Genomic DNA, 21268 nt, shown 5'->3' with positions numbered 1-21268 from the left:
TTATACCTCCCAATAACATTGTTATAGCGAGGGCTCCCGGTGAGGGGATGATCTTGTGCTGCTGAGGGTGGCGCGGCTGACAAGCCGGTACGCGGTGCTGGTCATGCTGGTGTGGTGCGCCGCGGCGGGCCTGGGAAACCTGGCGGTGCCCCAGCTCGAACACGTCATCAGCGGGCATTCCCGGTCGTTCTTCCCGGCGGATTCCGGTGCCACCCAGGCGGCGCAACGGATGGGCGCGCTGTTCGGCGACTCGGACAGCAACAACGTCGCCTACGTCGTCCTCGATGCGGACCGCCCGCTGGCCGACACCGACCGCGCCTACTACCGCGCCCTGTCGGCCAAGCTCCGCGACGGCACCGCCGGCGTGGAGTCCCTTGTGGACCTGTGGGACGACCCTGCCGCCGCGACCTTGTTCGAGAGCCCGGACCATCGGGTGGCGTACCTGATGGTGCGATTGTCCGGTCAACTCGGCAGTAGTGTTGCCACCGAGGCCGTCGGCGCATTGCGGGCGGCGGTGGCCTCAGTTGCCGCCCCCGCAGATCTGCGGATCCACGTGACCGGGCCGGGCGCGAGCGTCGTCGACGAATTCGGTGCTCTGGACGCGCAATTGGCGAAGATCACGGTACTGACGGTGGGGCTGATCGCCGCGCTCCTGTTGCTGGTGTACCGCTCGCCGATCACCGCCGCGGTACCGCTGGTCTCCGTCGGCCTGTCGCTGGGGACGGCGCGGCCACTGGTCGCGCTGCTCGGCGAACACGGCCTGATCGAGGTATCGGTGTTCTCGGTGTCGCTGATGTCGGCGATGGTGCTCGGCGCGGGAACCGATTACGGAATCTTCCTACTCGGCCGCTATCACGAGAACCGCCGCGCCGCCATGGCTCCGGACGCCGCGTTGGCCGACGCCTATCGTCGCGTCGCGCCCGTGATCGCCGGCTCGTCGGCGACGATCGCCACCGCCCTGTTCTGCCTGAGCTTCGCCGAGGTCAGCTTCCTGCGCAGCGCCGGGATACCCAGTGGCATCGGCATTCTGGTGGCGATGCTGGGATCGCTGACCGTTGCGCCCGCGTTGATCGGCTGGGGCAGCAGGCGTGGCTGGCTGGAGCCGCGAGGTTCGACGGTGAGCCGGCGATGGCGCAGAATCGGCACTGCGGTGGCCCGCTGGCCCGGGCCCATCCTGGTCGTCGCGACGGGATTTCTGCTGGTGTGCATGGTGCCGCTGCTCGGCATCAACGTCAGCTTCGCCGAACTGGACGCACAACCCGCCAGCACGGAATCCAGCCGCGGATATCAAGCAGTGCAGGATTTCCCGGACAACCGGCTGCTGCCCGAGATCGTCTCCATCGAAGCCGATCACGATTTGCGTACCCCCGCGGGCCTCATCGCGATCGAACGGGTGACCCGCGAGATCCTCGACGTGCGTGGAGTGCGCACCGTCCAATCCGCCAGCCGGCCGGCCGGGGTGCCGATCCGGCAGGGCGCGCTGACCTACCAGGCCGGTCAGATCGGGAACCAGCTCGACGACACCGCCGAATCCGCCCGCGCCGGAATGACTTCCGTGGACACGGTGCAAACCGCGGTCGGCAGCCTCGACTCAGCACTCGACGACCTCCAACATGGGCTGGACGGCGCCGTCGCAGGCCTGGCACATGTCGGCTCAGGCTCGGCGGGTATCGGCGCGGGCATGACCGGCCTGCAGAACAACCTCGAGCGGGTCTCGGGTTACGTCGACCCGCTGCGCCAGTTCGTCGCAGGCACCCCGAACTGCGCCGCCAACCCGATCTGCGCGGCGGTGCAGAGCCTCGTCACGCCGCTCGACGAGGCGGTCACCTCGACCACCCAGCTCGCGGGCGGGGCCGGAGCGCTGCGCGAGGGAGCCGCCGATGCCACCGGATCACTCGAGGGAGCCGCCGGCGCAGTGGGGACGATGCGCGACGCATTGACGCAACTGCGCGGCCTCACCGAAACCCTGCAGTCCAGCCTCGACGGCGTAGCGCCCCAGATGCAGCAGCTGACCGATTACCTGTCGCAGTTGAGCGCCGATTTCGAGGGCACCGCCGAGGGCGGCTTCTACCTGCCGGCCAGCACTTTCGACGACCCGCAGTACCGCCGGGTGATGGACATGGTGTTCTCGCCGGACGGCCACGCGACCCGGCTCCTGGTCTACGGTGACGGCGATTCGTGGGGGCGCGACGGCGCGCAGCGGTCGGCCGAGATCCGCGTTGCCGCGAGCGAAGCGCAAAAAGACACTCCGTTGGCCGCGAGCGTCGTCAACCTGACCGGCGTCGGCACCGCCACCGCGGAACTCATCACATTCGTTCAACACGATTTCACCCTGCTCGTGATCGCCACGCTCATCCTGGTCTTCGTCATCGTCACCGCCATGCTGCGTAGCCCGGTCGCCGGGTGCGTGGTGGTGGCCACCGTGACGATCTCGTATGCGTCGGCCCTGGGCGCCGCGACGGCCATCTGGCAATACCTGCTCGGCCAGCCGCTGCACTGGGCGGTGCCTGCACTGGCGTTCATCGCGCTGGTCGCCGTCGGCGCGGATTACAACCTGTTGCTGGCGATGAGGCTGCGCGACGAAGTCCGCGGCGGCACCAGGACGGGCATCATCCGGGCATTCGCAGGCACCGGAGGGGTCGTCACCGTCGCGGGAATCGTATTCGGGCTCACCATGTTTGCGATGCTCGGCGGCAGTGTGGTCACCATCGCCCAGGTCGGCTCGACCATCGGTATCGGACTGCTGATCGACACGATGGTGGTGCGCACTTTCGTGGTCCCGCCGATCGCGGTGCTGCTCGGCCGCTGGTTCTGGTGGCCCCGGATGTCCACCGGCGGTGCGGCGCAGGTATGACATCAGCAAAGTCTGGGTACATACGGCAGGGGAGGAGCCTCTATCGGAAGGACCCATGACAGCACCGCGATTACAGCTTGACCAGCACGAGGTGGCCGAAGCCCAGCACATCGTGGGGGCGATCACCTCGGCGTTCTCTGCCAAGGTGGTCGGCCAGAACCACCTGCGCGAGTCGATACTCGTCGCCCTGTTGGCCGGCGGGCACCTGCTCATCGAGAGTGTCCCGGGGCTGGCGAAGACCACCGCGGCGCGCGTGCTCGCCGAATCCATCGACGGCGCCTTCCGCCGCATCCAGTGCACCCCCGACCTGCTGCCCAGCGACATCATCGGTACCCAGATCTACGAGGCTGCCACCAATTCGTTCGCCACACAGCTCGGCCCGGTGCACGCCAACATCGTGTTGCTCGACGAGATCAACCGATCCAGCGCAAAGACGCAGAGCGCGATGCTCGAGGCGATGCAGGAACGCCAGACCACCATCGCGGGTGTCGAATACCCGATCCCCGAACCGTTCCTCGTCATCGCGACCCAGAACCCGGTGGATCAGGAAGGCACCTATCCGCTGTCGGAGGCCCAGACCGACCGGTTCATGCTCAAGGAACTCGTGCAATATCCGACGGTCGACGATGAGGTCGAGATGATCGCGCGGATGGACGCGGGGATGTATGAGCGGGACCACCCCACTGCACCCGTCGTCGGCGTCGACGACGTGCGGCGCGTCCAGGAAATCGTCCGGTCGGTACATATGGATCGCACGTTGATCGAGTACGCGAGCCGGCTGGCCGGTGTGACGCGGGAACCCGAGAAGTACCTGCCCGCGAACCTGGCCAGGCTCATCGAATACGGTGCCAGCCCGCGCGCCACCATCGCGTTCTGCAGAACCGCCCGCGCCCTGGCCGTCCTGCGCGGTCGCGGACATGTCGTGCCCGACGACATCGCCCGGCTCGCACATCGCGTGATGCGGCACCGCCTCATTCTGGGATTCGAGGCCGCCAGCGCCCGGATCACCCCGGATGTGATTGTCGAGGCGGTGCTGAATACTGTCCGGGTGCCGTAACCATGGGCAAGCACCTCGACGCTGCCAAGGCGTACATCGGGCGTGACGCCGGTGGTCTGCTGGAGGGCGGCCGCTACGCCCTGATCCACACCCGCAGTCTGGAGTTCGATGAGCTGCGGCCCTACGTTCCCGGGGACGACGTCCGCGACATCGACTGGAAGGCGACCGCCCGCTCGGGCCACACCCTGATCAAACGGTTCGTCTCGGAGAAGCACCACAAGATCCTGGTGGCGGTCGATGCGGGCCGCAACACCGCGGCGCTGGCCCCGTCCGGCGAACTGAAAAGGGATGTCGCACTCAACATCATCGGCGGCATCGGGCTGATGACGCTGCCGCGGTCCGACGAGATCGGCATGGTGTTGGGTGACCGCCGCGGCTGCGTCGACATCCGCCTGCGGCGCGGCGAAACCCACATCGAGAGCATGTTGCACCGGGTGCACCACCATGCGACAACCAAGCCCGGCCCGAGCGACATCCTGGTCCAGCTCGAGTGGGTGGCCCGGCACTACCGGCACCCGCTGCTGATGTTCGTGGTGTCCGACGAGCCGGAGATCACCGACCGGTTGGCAGAGGTGCTCCGATCGCTCACCGCTCGGCACGACGTGCTGTGGGCGATGGTGTCCGACATGCCGGCGGTGCGCTCATCGGAGGATACGAGCACCGGTTACGAGGTGGTCGACGGCAGGTTGCTGCTGTCCGGGGACGCCCTCGGACCGCGCGTCGTCGAGGCGTACCGGCGGGCTGAACATCAACGGCGAGAGGAACTGTCGGAGTTTCTGACGACACACCGCACACCGCACGCGCGGGTCACCGGCAGTGCGCGCATCAGGCCAGCGTTGACCGAGCTGACCGGGGTCTACGCCCGTGCCGGATGACTTGCTGCGCCACGTGATCGGCCCGGCGCCCTACTCGTCGTCGTGGTTGTGGCTCGCGGTGGTGCTACTGCTGATTCTGATCGCCTGGTACACCGCGGTATTCGTGCTGACCGTGCCGGGGCGTCGCCTGCGCGACCTGCCCGTTGTCGGGCCCGCGCGTGCCGAGTTGATCAAGCGCAGGGCGACCCGGGCCGTGCGCACCATCGGAAACCAGTATCGGACAGGCGATCTCGCGGCCGCTCCCGCCGGTGCGGCGCTGAGCCGGGAGCTACGTACGTTCCTGCACGCGGCAACCGGTATTCGAGCCCAGTACATGCAGGTGGACGATATCGCCGCCAGTGCACTCGCGCCCGCGGCGCCGGTCCTGTCCGATTTGACCGACATACAGTTCAACCATCTTTCGACCGTCGACGTGGCAGCGGCCGGCGACTCCGCCGAGGAGTTGATCCGCACATGGACCTGAAGTGGTGGCTCGTCGCGATCATCGGCTGCGTGGCCCTGGCCGGCTGCGTGGCATTCGCGCTGTTGCTGCCTCACCATGATCAGCAGCCGCAACCACTGGCCAACACCGGGCGCCTCACGCGGTTACCGGAATACGTCCGCGCCCTACGGCTTCGGACGATCTCCGCATTCGTGGCCATGGCGCTACTCGTGGTGATCTTCACGGCCACAGCGCTCGCTGCGGCCCGCCCGACGGGACTGCCGTCCTCGGCACGGAACACCCAAGCCGCCCAGCCCGAAGACATCATGGTGTGTGTGGGCGGACCGGTTACCGACGCAGCGGTCGGCGCGACGTTGCGGTACTTCGCCGAGCGGGTCACGTCGTTCGGCGCCGACCGCATCGGCCTCACGTCCGCCAACCGCCGTGTCGTTCCGCTCACCCGCGATTATCAATATGCTGCAGCACAATTCGGTGCCTATACCCAGTCGGACGGGCAGCGGGACGACGGGGCCTCCTTCGTGTCGCCGGTGTCCTATGTCGACTACGCCGAGAACGCCGGGGATGTGCTGGCACTGTGCCTGACGGGGTTTCCGTCCTTCGAAGAGAAGACCGCGCAACGCCGTTCGCTGATCTACGTCGGCCCCGAAGCAACGCGCGCCGGGCCTCAGTTGTTCACCGAGGAACGCATCCGGGACGTGGCGGTGACGGCAGGGGTCCAGATCAATGTTCTCACCACTGACTCCGGCGACGGGGCGTTGGCGGCGCTCGCCCGCAGCACCGGTGGTCGGGCGTATGCCGGGGCCGCCAATGTGCCCGCACATCTGACGGAGATCAGGCAGCATCCGCCGCAAGCGTCGTCGGGCGGCGAGACCGTCGCCACCACCACCACGGAATCCCCCGATATCCCGCTGGCGGTGGCGCTCCTGGCGTTGACCGCGCTATCGCTGTGGTCGGTGGTGGTGCGCCGGTGACCTTCCAGCCCGTCCTCCCCCCGCTACTTCTCGCTGCACTCGCGGTGGCGATCATCGCCGGCCGGATCGCCGCACTGCGCAGGCAGTCTGGGCCCGAGCTCACCCGCGCAGCGGTATTGCGTTGGTCCGGACTGACTTTGGCGGCGCTACTGGTGCTCGTCGCTGCCGCTCGTCCGTCCATCGGCGACGACGACCAGGCCGCGGCTACGGCGGCCGGTGACCGCGAGCCGAACGTGTTCGTGGTCGTCGACCGGTCGGCGGACATGTCGGTGCGCGACGTCGGCGGTGCATCCCGGATGGACGCGGCGCGCAAGGACATCGCCGCCCTGATCGACCGGTATCCCAACGCCCGCTTCGCCGTGATCTCGTTCGCGTCGCGCCCTTCCCTGGATTGGCCGTTGTCCGCCGACACCTGGAGCCTGCGGCCGGTGATCGCCGCGCTGAGCCCGTACCCCGCAACACCCGATGTCAATGTCGGCGCGGCCGGCAACGTGCTGCGCTACCAGCTCATCAGCGCCGTCCAACAGTTCCCGCGGGCAGAGAACCTCGTGTACTACCTCGGGGCGGGAGCAGCCGGATCCGAAGCGCCGCAACGCGAATTCGACCTGCCCGAGAACTCGGTCGATGGTGGTGCGGTGCTCGGTTACGGCAGCGCCGAGGTCCCGACGCTGCGCGTGGTGGCCGAGCAGATCGGAGTGCCCCTCGTGCTGCGGTCCGACACGGTGCCGTTGGCTGAGGTCCTGCCTGACGACGGTTCCGAGGCTCGGTCGCCGAGCGTGGCCACCGTCGCCACCCGGATCGAGCTCTACTGGGCGCTGGCCGGTGTGGCGGCCGTCCTCGTCCTGATGGAGCTCTATCTGGTGCTGCGGGAGTTCCGCCGCACCCGGCCGGTCGATGTGGAGGTGCAGGCGTGACTCCTGACCGCCTCCGGTTGCGGCGTCGGCTGCTGGTGTTTTCGGCACCGGTCGCCGTGGTCCTTCTTCTCGCGATCGCCAAGTGCATATCCGTCGTTGTCGCGGGCAACTCCGTCGTCTCCGATTTCGCCGACCGGGACAGCGCGGCGATGGGAGGTGACATCGCGATGCTGCGCGTGTTCAACGTGATCGAGCCGGCCAGGGCGTACTACGCCGACGGTGCCCGCGCCGTGCTGGAGAACCGACTGCCCGAAGCCGACCGACACTTCTCCGAGGCGCTGGCGCGGACCGACTCGGGCGAATCGTGCCCGGTTCGGGTCAACCTGGCACTTGTCCGGGAAGCGCTCGGGGACACCGCCGCCGCCGTGTTCGACAACGAGACCGCGGCCGCGCGGTACATCGCCGCACGAACAGTGGTCGAGCAGGCCCCGGACGGCTGCTTCGCCGGCAACACTGATCCGGACCCTGAGCGCCGGGCGGTGCGCAACGACGCGCTGGCCCGGCTCGACGGCAAGCTCGACGCCGTCCGCGTCGCCCCGCCACCTCCGCCACCACCGCCGCCTGCGGCAGTACCCCCGCCAACTGCGCCGCCCCCGTCCGGCGGTGCGAGGTCAACCGAATCGGAGGCCCGGCTCGATCCGGGTGCCGGTGATCCGTTGGACCGGCTGCAGGAGATCCTGCGTGACGCGGCGGCGGTCCCGTAGCCGGGCGATACTGTCACCCGGTAATCGAGTCGACGTAGAAGGACGGGCATGGCGGTGGCTGACGGGATGTCGGCGCGTGAGGCGAAGCGTCTGCAGACCCGGGAGCGGCTGATGGGCGCGGCGATCGCCGAATTCAAACGCGCCGGTATGGCCGACGCCGACGTCGGCGCGATCGTGGCCGCCGCGGGCGTCGCCCACGGCACGTTCTTCTTCCACTTCCCCACCAAGGAGCACGTGCTGCTGGAATTGGAGCAACGCGAGGAAGAGCGCATCGCCAAGCAGTTCGCCCAGTTTCTCAAGAAGCCGCATGATCTCGAGGCGGCGTTACGGGAGTCGATGCGCCTGGTGGTGCGCCTGGAACGGCGGCTAGGCGCCGTGCTGTTCAAAGATTTTCTGGCGCTGCACTTTTCGCAAACCCGACCGCCTGCTGAAGCCGGTCAGGATCACCCGGTGATCGTTGGGGTGGCCCAGGAGATCGAACAGGCACAAGAGCGCGGCGATGTGGCCGCCGACGTGAACCCCGTGAACAGCGCGGTGTTCTTCCTGCTCGGGTTTTACGCGCTGCTGGTCACCACCCATGGCTGGCCGACCAGCGACGAGTTGCTCGACGACTACGTGCGCAGGACGTTGCGGAGCCTGCAACCCTGACCGCGAGCCGCGGCCGCGCCGGTCTCGAGCGGCTAACGATTCCATAGTGTCTTGGCGTTGACGCTCCCGTCAGCAGCAAAGTCGTGGTTCAGTGGTGGCGATGTTGGTTTCGAAGGTTTCCGCCCGTTGCTTGACCGTCGCCGCGGCGACGGGTCTGGTGTTCTGTTTTGGAGTGCCGTCGGCACACGCCGCCCCTACCAGCGACGGTCGGGGCTACGTCGACTCCACGGCGCGATGTGCCTCCGCGGACGCCACGGTGTTGTTCGGCAGCACCGACAACTCGCGCGTGGCCATCTGCGAGGTGTCGGACGGCGAGTACCAGTACCGCGGTGTGCGGCTGCGTGACGGCGCCAGGCTGATCGTTGGGGCCGACCGGTCCGACGACGGCTCCTTCGTCGCAGAGAACGCCGGAATCGAGTACCTGGTGACCTCGAAATCTCTGGTGCTCAGCGCGGGCGAGCGGGTGATCCGGGAGGAATCGATGGTGGACTTCCACGGCCCGGGCGCGCCTGCCGCCGAGGAAACTCCGGCGCCGTCGACGCCATTGCCACCGCCGCTGGCCGCTGAGGTGGGTGGAAGCGGAAGTGCGGACGGCTGACCGGCTGAGCAGGCACATGTGCGTCACGCACATGAAAATGATAATCATTAAAGTTATGTCTGATCGCTCGCGGCCCTCTGCGGCCGATCTTGATCGACTTCTCGATGAGCTCAGGACCGGGACCATCTTGCTCACCGTTCCGATACTCGACGGCGCGATCCAGGTGGGAATCGGCGGGGCCTATCCCACCGGCACCATCGCACTCTCCAAAACCGCTACCGAGGTTCGCGTGCGCCATCGCGACGGTAGACGCTTGCAGGTCCAGATCGTCCACGACTGGCAGGACGCCGACACGCCGGCCTTCCGGACGACGGTGTTCGATGAACCGGTGGACCAGCTCACCCTCACGCGCAGCGAAGGGCGATGGATGGCGGTTCAGAACAACAGCGTGGACCGCGCCGAAGATCTCGCGCAGTTCGTCAACACGGTCGCCAGGTTCGGACTGGCGAAGCATCGGAAATCCGATCAGCGCGCAAGCGCTGCGTAGGTCTGCAGTGCCCACCGGCTGACGATCGACTGCGCGGCATCGCTGTTGGGTACTACCGTTGATGTCGCCCGCGGCGAGAACGCCGTCTACCTCGGGAAGGTCCTGTGTCCATACTCTCCAAGCCGCGGGTCGCCGATGCGTGGGCGCGGGTGTTCGCCGCGACTGTGCGCCCGGCACCGAGCAAGCGCGTCAGCTTTCCTGAAATAGTCGGCCGTACAACGTCACTCACCATTCCGACCCGGCACGGTGGGGTAACGGCCACGATCTATCACCCGACAGTCAACGGGAAGAAGCCCGGTGTGTACGTCAACGTGCACGGTGGCGGCTTCGTCGTCGGACATCCCGAACAGGACGACCCGTGGTGCCGTTATCTGGCTGCCCGTGCGAATGTCGTTGTGGTCAACACCGATTACGCGCTGGCGCCGCACCGGCGGTTCCCCACACCGGTCGAGCAGATCTACGACGTCGTGTGCTGGGCGGCCTCGGAACAACGGGACTGGGACGGCAGCCGGCTGTGTGTCGGCGGGCAGAGCGCAGGCGGCAGTCTCGCGGCCGCGGCGTCGCGGTTGGCGTTGGAGAACGCCGGGCCCGAGATCAAACTGCAGCTGCTGCATTACCCGCCACTGGATCTGGTCACCCCGACCAAGGACAAGCACTCGCCGCTCGGCCCCAAGGCCGTGCTGAAGCCGTGGATGGGAGACGTCTTCAACACGGCCTACATTCCTGACCCCGTGCGGCGCCGTGACCGCCTGGCCTCACCGGTGTGGGGGAACAACGCGGACGCGATCGAGGGGATTGCCCCGGCGCTGATCGTCACCGCCGAATACGACCGGCTGCGCGACGAAGCATGGCGCTACGCCCAGAAACTGGAGGCCGTAGGCGCGCTGGCCGAGTACCACGAGGTCTCGGGCGTCGACCACGGCTACAACATCATGAGCAGCGCCGCAGACGTCACCCGGCAGATGTACGACCTGATGGCCGGGCACGTTCGCCGGGTCGTGGGCTGACGTCGAACGATCGCTTCCGGCAGGTGGTGTTGTTGGGGCTCCCGGCGTTCAACTCAACGCTAGGCGCTCAATCGGCGTCTAACCGAGGGACGCGTGCAACTCCAGCGTGGCGGCCACCGCATTGGCGGCCTCGGCGCCCTTCTTGACGAAGTGCTCGGTGAAGTAGCCGACGTGTTCGTCGTGCTCGTGGAAATGATGCGGCGTCAGCACTACGGAGAACACCGGCACGTCGGTGTCGAGTTGCACCCGCATCAGGCCGTCGATCACCGCGCCGGCCACGAACTCGTGCCGGTAGATCCCGCCGTCCACCACCAAGCCGGCGGCGACGACAGCCCGATAACGGCCGGTGCCCGCGAGACGCTTTGCGGTGAGCGGGATTTCGAAGGCCCCCGGTACTTCGAAGAACTCGAGGGCGTCGTCCGTGAAGCCCTTGGTGCGGATCTGGTCGGTGAATCCGTCGCGGGCCCGGTCGACGATGTTGCGGTGCCAGGTGGCTTGGATGAACGCGATCTGGGTGGCTGCGTCAGGCATGTAGCGAAGCTATCGCACGCGCTTCAGTTCTCACCGAGATAGGCGTCGGCCCAAGCGCCGATGATGCGCCCGGCCCGGTGCGCCTGGCCGGGCCCGGTCAGCAGATGCTCGGACCCCTCAAGCGAGACGAAACTGCGTGGGTGTCGCGCGGTGCGGAAGATCGCGCTGGCATTCTCGATGCCGACGGTGTTGTCGGTCGGCGAGTGCAGGATCAACAGCGGCAGTTTCAGCGCCTTGATCTTGTCGTGCAGGTGCGCGGCGCGGACGTCCTCGACGAAGGACCGCTTGAGCGTCAGCGTCTTCCCGCCCACCATCCACTGGCCGCTGCCTTCGGCGAGCACCTGCTCGAGGCAGGCGTCGTACTGGTGCTCGACGTGAACGGGGTCGATCGGCGCGCCGACGGTGACGACGGCCTTCACCCCGGGGGATTGCCGGGCGGCCGCCAGCACCGCGGCGCCGCCGAACGAATGGCCGATGAGGATGTCGGCAGGCGTGCCGCGCTCGGCCATGAACTTGCAGGCCTCGATGATGTCGTTGACCTTGTGGGTGAAGGAGCCGTCACCCCAGTCGCCCTCTGATTCGCCCAGCCCGAGCGCGTCGAACCGCAGCATCCCGATGCCGTCACCGGCCAGTTGCTTGCAGATGCGTGAGGCCGCGGGCGAGTTCTTGCCCAGCGTGAAGCCGTGCGAAAACACGCCCCAGCCGCGCACCGCGCCGTCGGGCAGATCGATCGAACCTGCCAGCATCTCGCCGGTGGAGCTGGGAAAGGAGACGCGTTCAGCCATGGGGGAGGTCTATCACGGTTGCTATCCGGACGTGGCTGACCACGCTGCCAAGGACGGTCCGTAGTGTGGTTTGGTCCGGCGGAACGCGGGCAGCGTCGCCCGCCCGCCGTGTAGGTATGTCGTTGAGATGTGGAGCAAGCAGGTGCCCCTGAACACCATCGCCCTGGAATTGGTGCCGCCGAGCCTCGAGCGGGGTCCGCAGTACCCGGTCGAGGAGGCCCACAAGGTGCTCGCGCTGGCCGCAGAGGCCGGCATCGAGGGCCGGATCCGGCACGTCATGATCCCCGGCATGATCGACGAGGACGATGACCGTCCCATCGAGATGAAGCCGCGCATGGACGTCCTCGACTACTGGTCGATCCTGCGGCCTGAGCTGCCCGGGATGCGCGGTCTGTGCACCCAGGTGACGCCGTTCCTGGACAAGTCGGCGCTGCGGCAGCGGCTGACCGATCTGAGCGCGGCAGCGTTCGATGGCATCGCATTCGTCGGAGTACCCCGGACGATGAAGGACGGCGAGGGCGAGGGCGTTGCGCCCACCGACGCGCTGTCGATCTATGAAGATCTGGTGCCCAACCGCGGGGTGATCCTCATCCCGACCCGCGAGGGCGAGCAGGGCCGGTTCAACTTCAAATGCGACCAGGGCGCCACCTACGGCATGACCCAGCTGCTCTACTCGGACACCGTCGTCGGCTTCCTCACCGAATTCGCCAAGACCACCGAGCATCGCCCCGAGATCCTGCTCTCGTTCGGTTTCGTGCCGAAGATGGAGTCGAAGGTCGGCCTGATCAACTGGCTCATCCAGGATGCGGGCAACGAGGCTGTCGCCGCCGAACAGGAGTTCGTCACCAAGCTCGCCGAGCGTGAGCCGGCCGAGAAGCGCCGCCTGCTGCTGGACCTCTACAAGCGGGTGATCGACGGGGTGGCCGACTTGGGCTTCCCGCTGAGCATCCACTTCGAGGCGGCCTACGGGGTGTCCAAGCCCGCGTTCGACACGTTCGCCGAAATGCTGGAGTACTGGTCGCCTGACACGGCATGACCGGGCCTGGCCTCCCGTGCGATGCAGTGGGCGATGTGCCTGGCGTCGACGCCGACACCGCCGACGAGTGACGAGGCCATCCGGAACAGGAACGGCAGCCCGAGGACATACAAGCCGGGCTGATCGAGGACTGCACCCCGCTGATGAGCCGGCTGCTCAGTCCGCGGGAAATGCGGCAGCGAAACCCAGGAGTAGTCCGGTCGGTAGCCGGTACACCAGATGACGTTGGCAACGTCGAGCACGCGTCCGTCGTCGAGTTGCGGACGCCCGTCGACCTGCCCGGCCACGCGCGGCGCGCGTGCGACGCCCGCTTCGGTCAGCTCACCCGGCCGAACCCGAACCAACGGAGTGCCCCTGCCCGCATTCACACCGGCCGCCAACCGCCGCCCGAAGCGGTTGTTGGTGGTCAACATCTGGTTCATGACTCGATAGATCAGCCCGCCAATTGACATGGGCAGGCGGCCGGTGTCCCGCCCGGCGAGTACGACGTCGTGCCCGGGGGCCGCGTCCAGCGCGATCTCGGCACCCGAGTTGCCGGCTCCCACGATGAGCACCGGCCCGTCCCGCAGTTGTTCGAGGTTGCGGTATTCGACCGAGTGCATGGACAGGATGGCCGGATCGAGTTCGTCGGCAACATCCGGCACGCGCGGACGCATCGCGGGGCCCGTTGCGAGCACCACGGTGCCCGCCCGCAGATTCCCGCCGGCCGACCAGATGACGTAGCCGCCGCCGTCACGAGTGAGCTGGTCGACCCGCCAGCCCAGTCGGACCGGAAGCGCAAACCGAGCCGCGTATGACCGAAGGTATTGGGCCATCTCATCTTTCGACGGCAGGTATCGGCGCCGGCCCGGAAACCGCAGACCGGGTAGGTGGGTGAAGTGCGCCGGGGTGAACAGCCGCATCGAGTCCCAGCGGGCATCCCACGACTGGCCGATCCGCTCGCCCGCATCGACGATGACGAAGCTGGAACGCTGCCGAGCCAAGTAGTACCCCATCGCGAGCCCCGCCTGACCAGCGCCGATGACGACCGTATCGAACCGCTCGTTATTCACGATGCTCTCCTTTCGCGTTGACTCCGCGACGTTGACTCCGCGACCGCAGGACTCGGCGAACCCACCACAGGTGCACCACCACAAGTCCGAGCAGCAGATAACTGATTCCGCCGTGCCACACGTACTCGGGTGGAACGCCGGCCCACCGCAACAGCCCGGTTGCCGCTGTGACCGTCGCCACCACGAGGAACACGGCATATGCGAACCGGCGGCCCGCCCGCAGCCCGCGCAACGGCCGGCGCGGTCGTGTGGACAAGTGCACCGCGACGACGGCGATCAGCGCGAGGCCGGTGGCCAGGTGCGCCCAGAACACCGGAACGGTCAGCGACGCCAGCGTCAACATGGCTAGCACCGGCAGATCGGTCGCGACCGCCGGCGGAAGCCAATGCCTCCATCCTGACTTGGCGGATGTTCCCGCGGTCATAACTGCAGTGTGGGCGTTCAAGTCGACTTGAAGTCAAGCCGTGTGGAGGACCGGGTCAGAACAGCTGATACGCCTCGCGGGAGATCGAGAAGCCGCGGCCGGAGCCGATATCGCGGCAAGTCATCCCCGACTCGGCACTCTCGCAGCGCATCGGTCCGGCTGCAATCGCCTCGCCGTAGGGCAGCGGCTCACCGGCACCCCCGTACGGGGGAAGTACGCGGGCGGTGTCTCCTGCGCAGACAAACTGAGCCGGCTCACCGATTCCGATCGAGATGCCCTGGCCGTAGTCGAGGGTGCAATCGGCGGGGCGGGGCGGCGGGGACCAATCGCGTTGGTCTATGTCGCACCGCACGCTTGTCGGGCTGATCTGGCAGCCGACGTTGCCGCTCGGCGAGTGGAAAGCTGTGCGCTCGTGAACCTCCCGATCCACCGGCGCCGGCGCGATCGATGTGTCGGGCGCTGCCTGCACCGCCGAGGCCTCGGTCTGCCCAGTGGCACGGGGACTTTCGGATTGTGTGCAGGAGCTGTCGCATCCGGCTAGCGCGATCACCGCGACAATGAGGACAACCATGACATTCGGTGGCATCACACCCCCCAGGCGGCATAGGTGTCGTGATCGATCATCGCCATGCCGAAGCGTGCGTACGTCGCGGTGTTCACCTCGGCGGGCTGCCACTGGTCCAAATTGCACAGCCAGCTCAGGAAGCCGTGGACCGTGGCCCGGCGGTAGTCGTCCCACGCCTCGTCCAGTCCGGGAGCGGTCACACCGAATGTGGCGAGCGCCTTGAGGTAGTGAACGAGTAGATCGCGCTCGTGGGCCCGCCGGTCGGGGACGTCGAGCGCGGAGACGAGGAAATAATTCACGTCGTGCGCCCAGTGCCCGATCGCGACGGTCTGCCAGTCGACGAAACCCACGCGCCCGCTGGGCTCGACGTAGGCGTTGCCGATGTGTGCGTCGCCGTGAACCACGCACAGAGCGGCGCGCTGTACCCAGTCCCGATAGGCCGCGTACGCCGCGCGAAGCCGATCGGGGTCATGCAGGGCAACGGGAGCGGCGAAGCCACGCGGTGCAGCGAACCGCTGCGGCAATGCGGTGAAAAAATCTTGGACGATCGGCTCGGTGGCCTCGGACAAGAGCGGTTCCACACCGAGTCGCCACGGGCGGTTGTCCTTCCATGACTGACCGTGCAGGGCGGCGAGAGCGTCAAGGCCCGCCATGGCGACCGTGATGCTCAGCGGCCTCGTCGCGCGGGCGAAAGAGACACCGCGCGCGTTGAGGTCCTCCAGTGCGACGATGCCTTGGACGGGATCGGTTTGCGTAAGGCCGAAATAACTTGCCGGACAGGCTAGTTCGTATATCGGCGCGATCTCGTTGAAAAAGCGGACTTCTCCCCTGTACAGACCCATACCGCCGAGATATTCGCGATACTCACCGAATCCGCCCTTGACGCATAACTGGTCGGGCAATCCGTCGCGATCGGCGGTCGGGTCGAAGGCCAGCCGGAGGCGAACCTTGGTTGCGGTGCCCTCGATGTTCTGTACGGGCTCGATCTGACTGATCACCACGCCGGGGTAGCTGCTGCCGAGCGCTGCGCTCAGCCACTCGGCCGTGACGCCGTCCGCCGTCAGCGGGAGGGGATTCCGGGTGCTGAGGTCCACCTGTCTTCTCCTTCGAAAGCTCGGGCGTGCTGGACCAAGGCCCTACGAGCAACGATAAGCACCGCGATCGGCGGTATCTTGAAGAAAATTAACCTCGTGACGAGGTTGCGAAATGTATCCGAAGTCGCACAGGGAGACGACACATGCGGACGCCCGGGACCAGAATCGTCCTGGTCTCCGAACGGGTTGGCACGCCACGCGGTGGCGCACCGCACCCGCAACTGCGAGGACTACTCGCGCGGGACTATGCCGGCTTCACTGAACCGGCCGCGCCACCCCACGACCTCGTCTCGCCGGCCACCGCCGCCGTCGGCATCGTCGTGAAACTGAACGACTCAGACTGGCGCACACCGGAGCTCCTCATCGGCGCCCGCGACTTCTGCATCTCCCACCCCATTCCCGTGGGCGACTCCGCGCACCCCTGCATGCAGCAGTGGCTGACGCCGCTGGGCGCCTACCGGCTGCTGGGGGGAGTGCCCATGCAGGCCCTCAGTGGCCAACTCGTCGACTTGACCGACGTGCTGGGCGCAGGCATCCGGCGCCTGGCCGACCAGTTGCGCGAGACACCAAGCCGGCGGCGACAATTCGAACTGCTGGACGCCTACCTGCTGCGGTGGGCCCAGGACGGCCCGGAGCCCGCACCTGAGGTCGACTGGGCGTGGCGGCGGCTGATGGCCACCGGCGGCAAGCTTCCGATCCATCGACTGGCCGCCGAGATCGGCTGGAGCCACAAGCACCTGATCACCCGGTTCAGGCAACAGGTCGGCCTGGCGCCCAAGACCGCTGCCCGCCTGGTCCGCTTCGATGCGGTGTGGCGCCGCCTGGCCAACCACCCACCCGCACGTTGGGACCAGGTCGCCGTCGAGTGCGGCTATGCCGACCAGGCCCACCTGATCCGCGACTTCCGCCAGTTCACCGGTGCCTCTCCGACCGAGTTTCCGGCCCACCCGCGGGCCAGACCATCCGCGCGGACGAACTGAATCCCAGAAATATGGGATGGATGCGGGCGCCGACGTGCTGGAACCTGTGAAGAGCGAGGCAAACCGTCCCCGGCGATGAGTCTGAAGCGAAGCCAGGTGTCCGATGAGCGAAGCAAACGTGCGGTCGGCGGCGGCCGGGCAGGCCGAAGCCCTGAACCCCGACGCGATCCTGCAACTGGGAGTTGCGTTCTGGGGCTCCAAGACGCTGCTGAGCGCAGTCGAGCTGAGAGTGTTCGCAGTGCTCAGCGAGGCCGGCTCACTGGATGCCGAGGAACTTCGCGAGCGACTCCGCCTGCATCCACGAAGTGCAAGGGACTTCTTCGACGCCCTGGTCGCGCTTGGCATGCTCGCTCGCATCGAGGGCCGGTACTCAAACACCCCAGAAACCGACCTCTTCCTCGATCCGGCGAAGCCGACGTACATGGGCGGTTTACTGGAAATGGCGAACGCCCGCCTGTACAAGTTCTGGGGATCGCTGACCGAGGGACTGCGGACCGGGCAGCCGCAGAGCGAGGTGAAGACGGGTGGCGACTTCTTTGAGACCCTGTACGCCGATCCCGAAAGGCTCGCGCAGTTCACCCGCGCAATGAGCGGACTCAGCCGCGCGACGGGCGACGCGCTTGCGGCCAAGTTCCCGTGGCGCGACTACGGCAGCGTGATCGACATCGGGTGCGCCCAAGGCGCCGTCCCGGTCGCGATCGCGACTGCGCATGAACACCTGACCGGCGGCGGCTTCGACCTGCCTCCCGTGGAGCCGATCTTCAACGCTTATGTCGCCGAATTCGCGCTCGCGGATCGCCTGAACTTCACCCCCGGTGACTTCTTCGCCGACCCGCTGCCGAGCGCCGATGTGCTCTTGATGGGTCACATCCTTCACGACTGGGACCTCGACCAAAAGCATCTACTCCTGCAGAAGGCTTACGCCGCGCTGCACAAGGGCGGGGCCCTGATCGTCCACGAAGCGATCATCGACGACGACCGGCGCGAGAACCGATTTGGGCTCCTGATGAGTCTCAACATGCTGGTCGAAGGGCTTGGCTTCGACTTTACCGGTGCAGACTGTCGCGGCTGGATGGCACAGGCCGGCTTCAGCGAAAGCTACGTCGAACACCTGGTGGGCCCCGACTCGATGGTGGTCGGGATCAAGTAGGCAGATCCGAGGCAGTCGGGGCTTCAGTCCGGTTCGGTGGTCTGTAGACGCGGCGCGTAGTGGTCGAAGAACAGGCGAGCGACGAGCTCGCCCCGCGAGCCGGCGCCAGTCTTGTCGAAGATCGACTTCAGGTGGTCCTGGACGGTGTAGCTGGAGACGTGCAGACGTTGCCCAATCTCGTTGGTGGACAAGCCTTGAGCGACGAGTTCGGTGACGCGGCGTTCGCGGTCGGTGAGGCCGTACGCGTCCGCGATCAGGGGTGCGAGCTCGGGCGGCCGGGCCTCTTCGATCAAGACGGCGACCGAGGAGTACGGATCGTCGCCCAGCACCGACCCTCGCACGGTGACCCAGTTCCCTTGTGCGGTGTGAACGCGCGCCCGGGCGAACATGTCGGAGCGGGGTGCGCGCCGGTCAAGATCGGTGTGATCATCGCGGGCGATGCGCCGCGCCCGTGCGGCCACGGCAAGCACTGCAACCGGCAGCTGGCCACCTGGTGTGTCATCGTTGCCGAGGTCAGCGAGCAGCCGCTCGGCTCCCGTGGTGGCCGTCTCGATGGAGTTGTCCGGGGCGAGGACCACGACAGCGGTTCCACCTTGCTCGACCGTCGCGACCTCACCGAGGATGGCGGCGCGGCGCAGCCCTTCGGCCACCAGGGGCGCAAGCGACGCGAGGAAGTCAACCTCCCGGGCTTCGAAGGGGTGTCGCCCGGGTTCACGCAGTAGGCAGACGGCCCCCGACGCCCCTGCCCAGTCCGAGAACACGACGCGAAGTTCGTCGTCGAATCCTTGCGGCCTGATGAGCTCGCAATGGCGGACGCTCCGGTCGAGATCACCTCGGGTCGCGTCACTGAGACTCGCGGCGGCACGATCCTGCCGCGCCAGGGTACGAAACTTGATGAAGTCCGGTTCACCTAGCTCGATCTCGATGAACCGAGGCAACAAATCCAGGTCGAGGCCGCGCCTGACGATTAGGCCGGTGGGAAGCAAGGTTGCCGGATCGACGGTCCACAGGCCCACCCCGTCGAATGGGACCGCCCGCTGCAGGACTTGCAGCACGTCCCGGCCGAAGCGATCCACACCGGTCGTGCGGTGCACGACCGGGACGAGCTCATCGCGGGCACGGGCCCACCTGACGGCGGCCACGTTTTCGACGGTACCGAAGAAACGTGAATCCCAGCTAGCGGGCCCGGTGGGTTTTCGAAGGGCATCTCACCGAAACTGCATTCAGGGACAGAATCCGCGCTGAATTTGTCCCTGACTACAGTTTCGGTGTTCTGGCAGTGAACCGAAGTGGCGCCACAGGCGTACACCTTGGCGTGAACAAGCAACCGAGACTGATTCCATCGTCGTGGGCCGCCGCTCCGATCGATCGCCGCGGCGTCCTTCTTGGTCTGGCCGCAGTCGGCGGTTTCCTGGCCGTCGATTTGGGTGCGGTTCTGTATGCGCGCGGACCGGTTGGGTCAGGTGGCCGGTTGACGCCGCAGGCGTTCATCGATGCTTTTCGGCTGGTTCACGGATCGCATCCGGGATTTCGGCGCAATCACGCCAAGGGCGTGGCGGTGGCCGGATACTTCGATTCCAACGGCAATGGGGTGGAGTTGAGCCGCGCGACGGTGTTCCGCAGCGGCCGCACGCCGGTGGTGGGGCGGTTTTCGCTGCCTGGCGGCAATCCGGCGGTGTCGGACAATGTGAGCGCAAGCCGGGGGTTGGGACTGGCGTTCGGATATCCGGGCGCCGACCAGTGGCGGACGGCAATGTTGGACAGCCCCGTTTTCCCGGACAACTCGGTGCAAGGGTTCTATGACCGATTGCTGGCGTCGAAGCCGGCACCCGACACCGGTAAACCCGAACCCGATGCGATGGCGCGGTTCCTCGCAGCACACCCCGAAACCGCCCGGGCGATGGCGATCATCAAAAGTCAACCGCCGGCATCAGGCTTTGGGGACAGCACCTATCGCGGGTTGAACGCGTTCTTCTTCATCAGTGCGGCCGGCGATCGCACGCCGGTGCGTTGGTCGCTGGCGCCGGTGTCGGCGAGCGGTGCGCCGGCCAAACCCGGGCATGGACCGAATTGGTTGTTCGACAACCTGATCCGAGACATCCGGTCGGGTCCGTTGCGTTGGCGGTTGCTGGTTACGGTGGGGGAACCGTCCGACGACCTGCGGGACGCGACGACGGCCTGGCCGGCGGAGCGGCGGGTGGTCGAGGTCGGCACCGTGGTGCTCGACTCCGTCGACACCGAGCGGCCAGGAAACGCCAGGGATGTCAACTTCGACCCGATGGTGCTGCCCGATGGTATCGAACCGTCTGAGGATCCGTTGTTGTCTGCGCGGTCTGCGGTGTATGCGGCATCATTCCGGCGAAGGTCCGGCGAGACTGCGACCCCTTCGGCGGTCCAGGTGAACGAGGTGTCACTGTGACCGGCACACAGATCACAGATCGATTCCACGTGTCAGCCCGGCTCTTTCATTGGCTGACTGCCGTCCTGGTCTTCGCCGCGCTCATCGTCGGCTTCGCGCTGGCCAATGCACTGGCCGACTACGCCACGCTGTTGATGATGCACAAGGTCATCGGGGCACTGATATTCGTCATCGTCATCGCCCGCGTCATCAACCGGCTGCGACACCACCCACCGGCTTGGCCCGCGACGGTGGGGCGATGGGAACGCCGGGTAGTTGTCGTGTCCGAACGGCTGATGTATGTAGCGCTGCTGGCTCAGCCGTTGGTGGGTTGGGCCATGCTGGCAGCTGCTGGTGTGCCCGTCGTCATCGGTCCTGTTCGGTTGCCGTCGATCGTTCCAGTCGACGCCGGTCTGTATGCGCTTCTGCGAGACGGACACTCGGTGCTCGCCTACACACTCGTCGTCGTGATCGCCGCGCACGTTTCGGCGGTCCTGCTGCACACCCTGACATTGCGCGACGGGATGCTCGGGCGGATGACATTCCGGACGCGTCATCAGCAGCGGCCGGGCAAATGCACTGAGCCAGTTGAAACCCCGACATCGATACAACCGTGAGTGAACGACCTGAGCACGTTGACCGCGGCCTTAGCAAGGCGCACGGTGGGAGGGTGCATCGACGGCGTGGCTGCGACGG

General features: G+C 66.9%; 23 protein-coding genes. 16 read left to right on the top strand and 7 right to left on the bottom strand.

Going from position 1 to position 21268, the window contains the following annotated elements; translation table 11 throughout:
- The first annotated feature begins 67 nt into the window (after positions 1-67).
- From ABQF30_RS13455 to ABQF30_RS13405, 11 genes are all read left to right on the top strand, one after another.
- Positions 68-2854, top strand: coding sequence for an MMPL/RND family transporter (locus tag ABQF30_RS13455; protein ID WP_448464391.1), 2787 nt, complete (start codon positions 68-70; stop codon positions 2852-2854).
- A gap of 55 nt (positions 2855-2909) precedes the next feature.
- Positions 2910-3911 (top strand): AAA family ATPase, encoded by a 1002-nt coding sequence (locus ABQF30_RS13450; protein WP_448464389.1) that lies wholly within the window; start codon positions 2910-2912, stop codon positions 3909-3911.
- A 2-nt stretch (positions 3912-3913) separates the two neighbouring features.
- The gene (locus ABQF30_RS13445) at positions 3914-4786 is read left to right on the top strand and encodes a DUF58 domain-containing protein (protein ID WP_448464387.1); all 873 of its coding nucleotides are present in this window, start codon (positions 3914-3916) and stop codon (positions 4784-4786) included.
- Complete coding sequence (locus tag ABQF30_RS13440) at positions 4776-5249, top strand: hypothetical protein (protein WP_448464385.1); 474 nt, start codon at positions 4776-4778, stop codon at positions 5247-5249. The genes ABQF30_RS13445 and ABQF30_RS13440 overlap by 11 nt, the downstream gene beginning before the upstream one ends.
- Positions 5240-6199: a hypothetical protein gene (locus tag ABQF30_RS13435; RefSeq protein WP_448464383.1), complete on the top strand. Its 960-nt coding sequence runs from the start codon at positions 5240-5242 to the stop codon at positions 6197-6199. Before ABQF30_RS13440 ends, ABQF30_RS13435 begins: the two co-directional genes overlap by 10 nt.
- Positions 6196-7113, top strand: coding sequence for a VWA domain-containing protein (locus tag ABQF30_RS13430; protein WP_448464381.1), 918 nt, complete (start codon positions 6196-6198; stop codon positions 7111-7113). The genes ABQF30_RS13435 and ABQF30_RS13430 overlap by 4 nt, the downstream gene beginning before the upstream one ends.
- A complete protein-coding gene (locus ABQF30_RS13425; protein WP_448464380.1) occupies positions 7110-7817 on the top strand; it encodes a hypothetical protein in 708 nt (235 codons plus the stop codon). Before ABQF30_RS13430 ends, ABQF30_RS13425 begins: the two co-directional genes overlap by 4 nt.
- Positions 7818-7865: 48 nt before the next feature.
- Positions 7866-8465: a TetR family transcriptional regulator gene (locus ABQF30_RS13420; protein ID WP_448464378.1), complete on the top strand. Its 600-nt coding sequence runs from the start codon at positions 7866-7868 to the stop codon at positions 8463-8465.
- Positions 8466-8565: 100 nt separating this feature from the next.
- The gene (locus ABQF30_RS13415; RefSeq protein ID WP_448464377.1) at positions 8566-9063 is read left to right on the top strand and encodes a hypothetical protein; all 498 of its coding nucleotides are present in this window, start codon (positions 8566-8568) and stop codon (positions 9061-9063) included.
- Positions 9064-9118: 55 nt separating this feature from the next.
- Complete coding sequence (locus ABQF30_RS13410) at positions 9119-9550, top strand: hypothetical protein (protein WP_448464375.1); 432 nt, start codon at positions 9119-9121, stop codon at positions 9548-9550.
- Between the two features lie 104 nt (positions 9551-9654).
- On the top strand, positions 9655-10557 hold the full coding sequence (locus ABQF30_RS13405; RefSeq protein WP_448464373.1) for an alpha/beta hydrolase: 903 nt from the start codon (positions 9655-9657) through the stop codon (positions 10555-10557).
- Between the two features lie 78 nt (positions 10558-10635).
- On the opposite strand, the gene ABQF30_RS13400 is transcribed toward ABQF30_RS13405, so the two are convergent.
- Together ABQF30_RS13400 and ABQF30_RS13395 are read right to left on the bottom strand one after the other, a co-directional pair.
- Entirely contained in the window at positions 10636-11088 is a 453-nt protein-coding gene (locus tag ABQF30_RS13400; RefSeq protein ID WP_448464371.1) for a 6,7-dimethyl-8-ribityllumazine synthase, read from the bottom strand.
- A 23-nt stretch (positions 11089-11111) separates the two neighbouring features.
- The gene (locus tag ABQF30_RS13395; RefSeq protein ID WP_448464369.1) at positions 11112-11873 is read right to left on the bottom strand and encodes an alpha/beta hydrolase family protein; all 762 of its coding nucleotides are present in this window, start codon (positions 11871-11873) and stop codon (positions 11112-11114) included.
- 127 nt (positions 11874-12000) lie between these two features.
- Between ABQF30_RS13395 and ABQF30_RS13390 the strand changes: the two genes are divergently transcribed.
- On the top strand, positions 12001-12909 hold the full coding sequence (locus tag ABQF30_RS13390) for a mycobacterial-type methylenetetrahydrofolate reductase (RefSeq protein WP_448464367.1): 909 nt from the start codon (positions 12001-12003) through the stop codon (positions 12907-12909).
- Here the strand turns inward: ABQF30_RS13390 and ABQF30_RS13385 are convergent.
- From ABQF30_RS13385 to ABQF30_RS13370, 4 genes are read right to left on the bottom strand one after another with little or no spacing between them, the layout of a single operon-like run.
- Positions 12837-13961: a flavin-containing monooxygenase gene (locus ABQF30_RS13385; protein ID WP_448464365.1), complete on the bottom strand. Its 1125-nt coding sequence runs from the start codon at positions 13959-13961 to the stop codon at positions 12837-12839. The genes ABQF30_RS13390 and ABQF30_RS13385 overlap by 73 nt on opposite strands.
- Entirely contained in the window at positions 13954-14385 is a 432-nt protein-coding gene (locus ABQF30_RS13380; protein WP_448464363.1) for a hypothetical protein, read from the bottom strand. Before ABQF30_RS13380 ends, ABQF30_RS13385 begins: the two co-directional genes overlap by 8 nt.
- A 55-nt stretch (positions 14386-14440) precedes the next feature.
- Positions 14441-14956, bottom strand: a complete 516-nt coding sequence (locus ABQF30_RS13375; protein ID WP_448464362.1) for a DUF6636 domain-containing protein — start codon at positions 14954-14956, stop codon at positions 14441-14443.
- A gap of 14 nt (positions 14957-14970) precedes the next feature.
- Complete coding sequence (locus ABQF30_RS13370) at positions 14971-16044, bottom strand: phosphotransferase (protein ID WP_448464360.1); 1074 nt, start codon at positions 16042-16044, stop codon at positions 14971-14973.
- A 143-nt stretch (positions 16045-16187) separates the two neighbouring features.
- Here ABQF30_RS13370 and ABQF30_RS13365 point away from each other — a divergent pair, with 143 nt between their 5' ends.
- Together ABQF30_RS13365 and ABQF30_RS13360 are read left to right on the top strand one after the other, a co-directional pair.
- Entirely contained in the window at positions 16188-17024 is an 837-nt protein-coding gene (locus tag ABQF30_RS13365) for an AraC family transcriptional regulator (RefSeq protein ID WP_448464358.1), read from the top strand.
- A gap of 103 nt (positions 17025-17127) precedes the next feature.
- Positions 17128-18174 (top strand): methyltransferase, encoded by a 1047-nt coding sequence (locus ABQF30_RS13360; protein ID WP_448464356.1) that lies wholly within the window; start codon positions 17128-17130, stop codon positions 18172-18174.
- Between the two features lie 23 nt (positions 18175-18197).
- Here ABQF30_RS13360 and ABQF30_RS13355 read toward each other — a convergent pair whose 3' ends face one another.
- Positions 18198-19316, bottom strand: coding sequence for a helix-turn-helix transcriptional regulator (locus ABQF30_RS13355; protein WP_448464354.1), 1119 nt, complete (start codon positions 19314-19316; stop codon positions 18198-18200).
- Positions 19317-19489: 173 nt separating this feature from the next.
- Between ABQF30_RS13355 and ABQF30_RS13350 the strand changes: the two genes are divergently transcribed.
- On the top strand, positions 19490-20593 hold the full coding sequence (locus ABQF30_RS13350; protein WP_448464352.1) for a catalase family peroxidase: 1104 nt from the start codon (positions 19490-19492) through the stop codon (positions 20591-20593).
- Positions 20590-21189 carry a cytochrome b gene (locus ABQF30_RS13345; protein ID WP_448464350.1) on the top strand — a complete coding sequence of 200 codons (600 nt, stop codon included), beginning with the start codon at positions 20590-20592 and terminating at the stop codon, positions 21187-21189. Before ABQF30_RS13350 ends, ABQF30_RS13345 begins: the two co-directional genes overlap by 4 nt.
- Positions 21190-21268: the final 79 nt, after the last annotated feature.

The sequence above is a fragment of the Mycolicibacterium sp. XJ870 genome, from assembly GCF_053483975.1.
The sequence above is the reverse complement of the archived record's forward strand: the minus strand, read 5'-3'. Positions and strand labels throughout refer to the sequence as shown.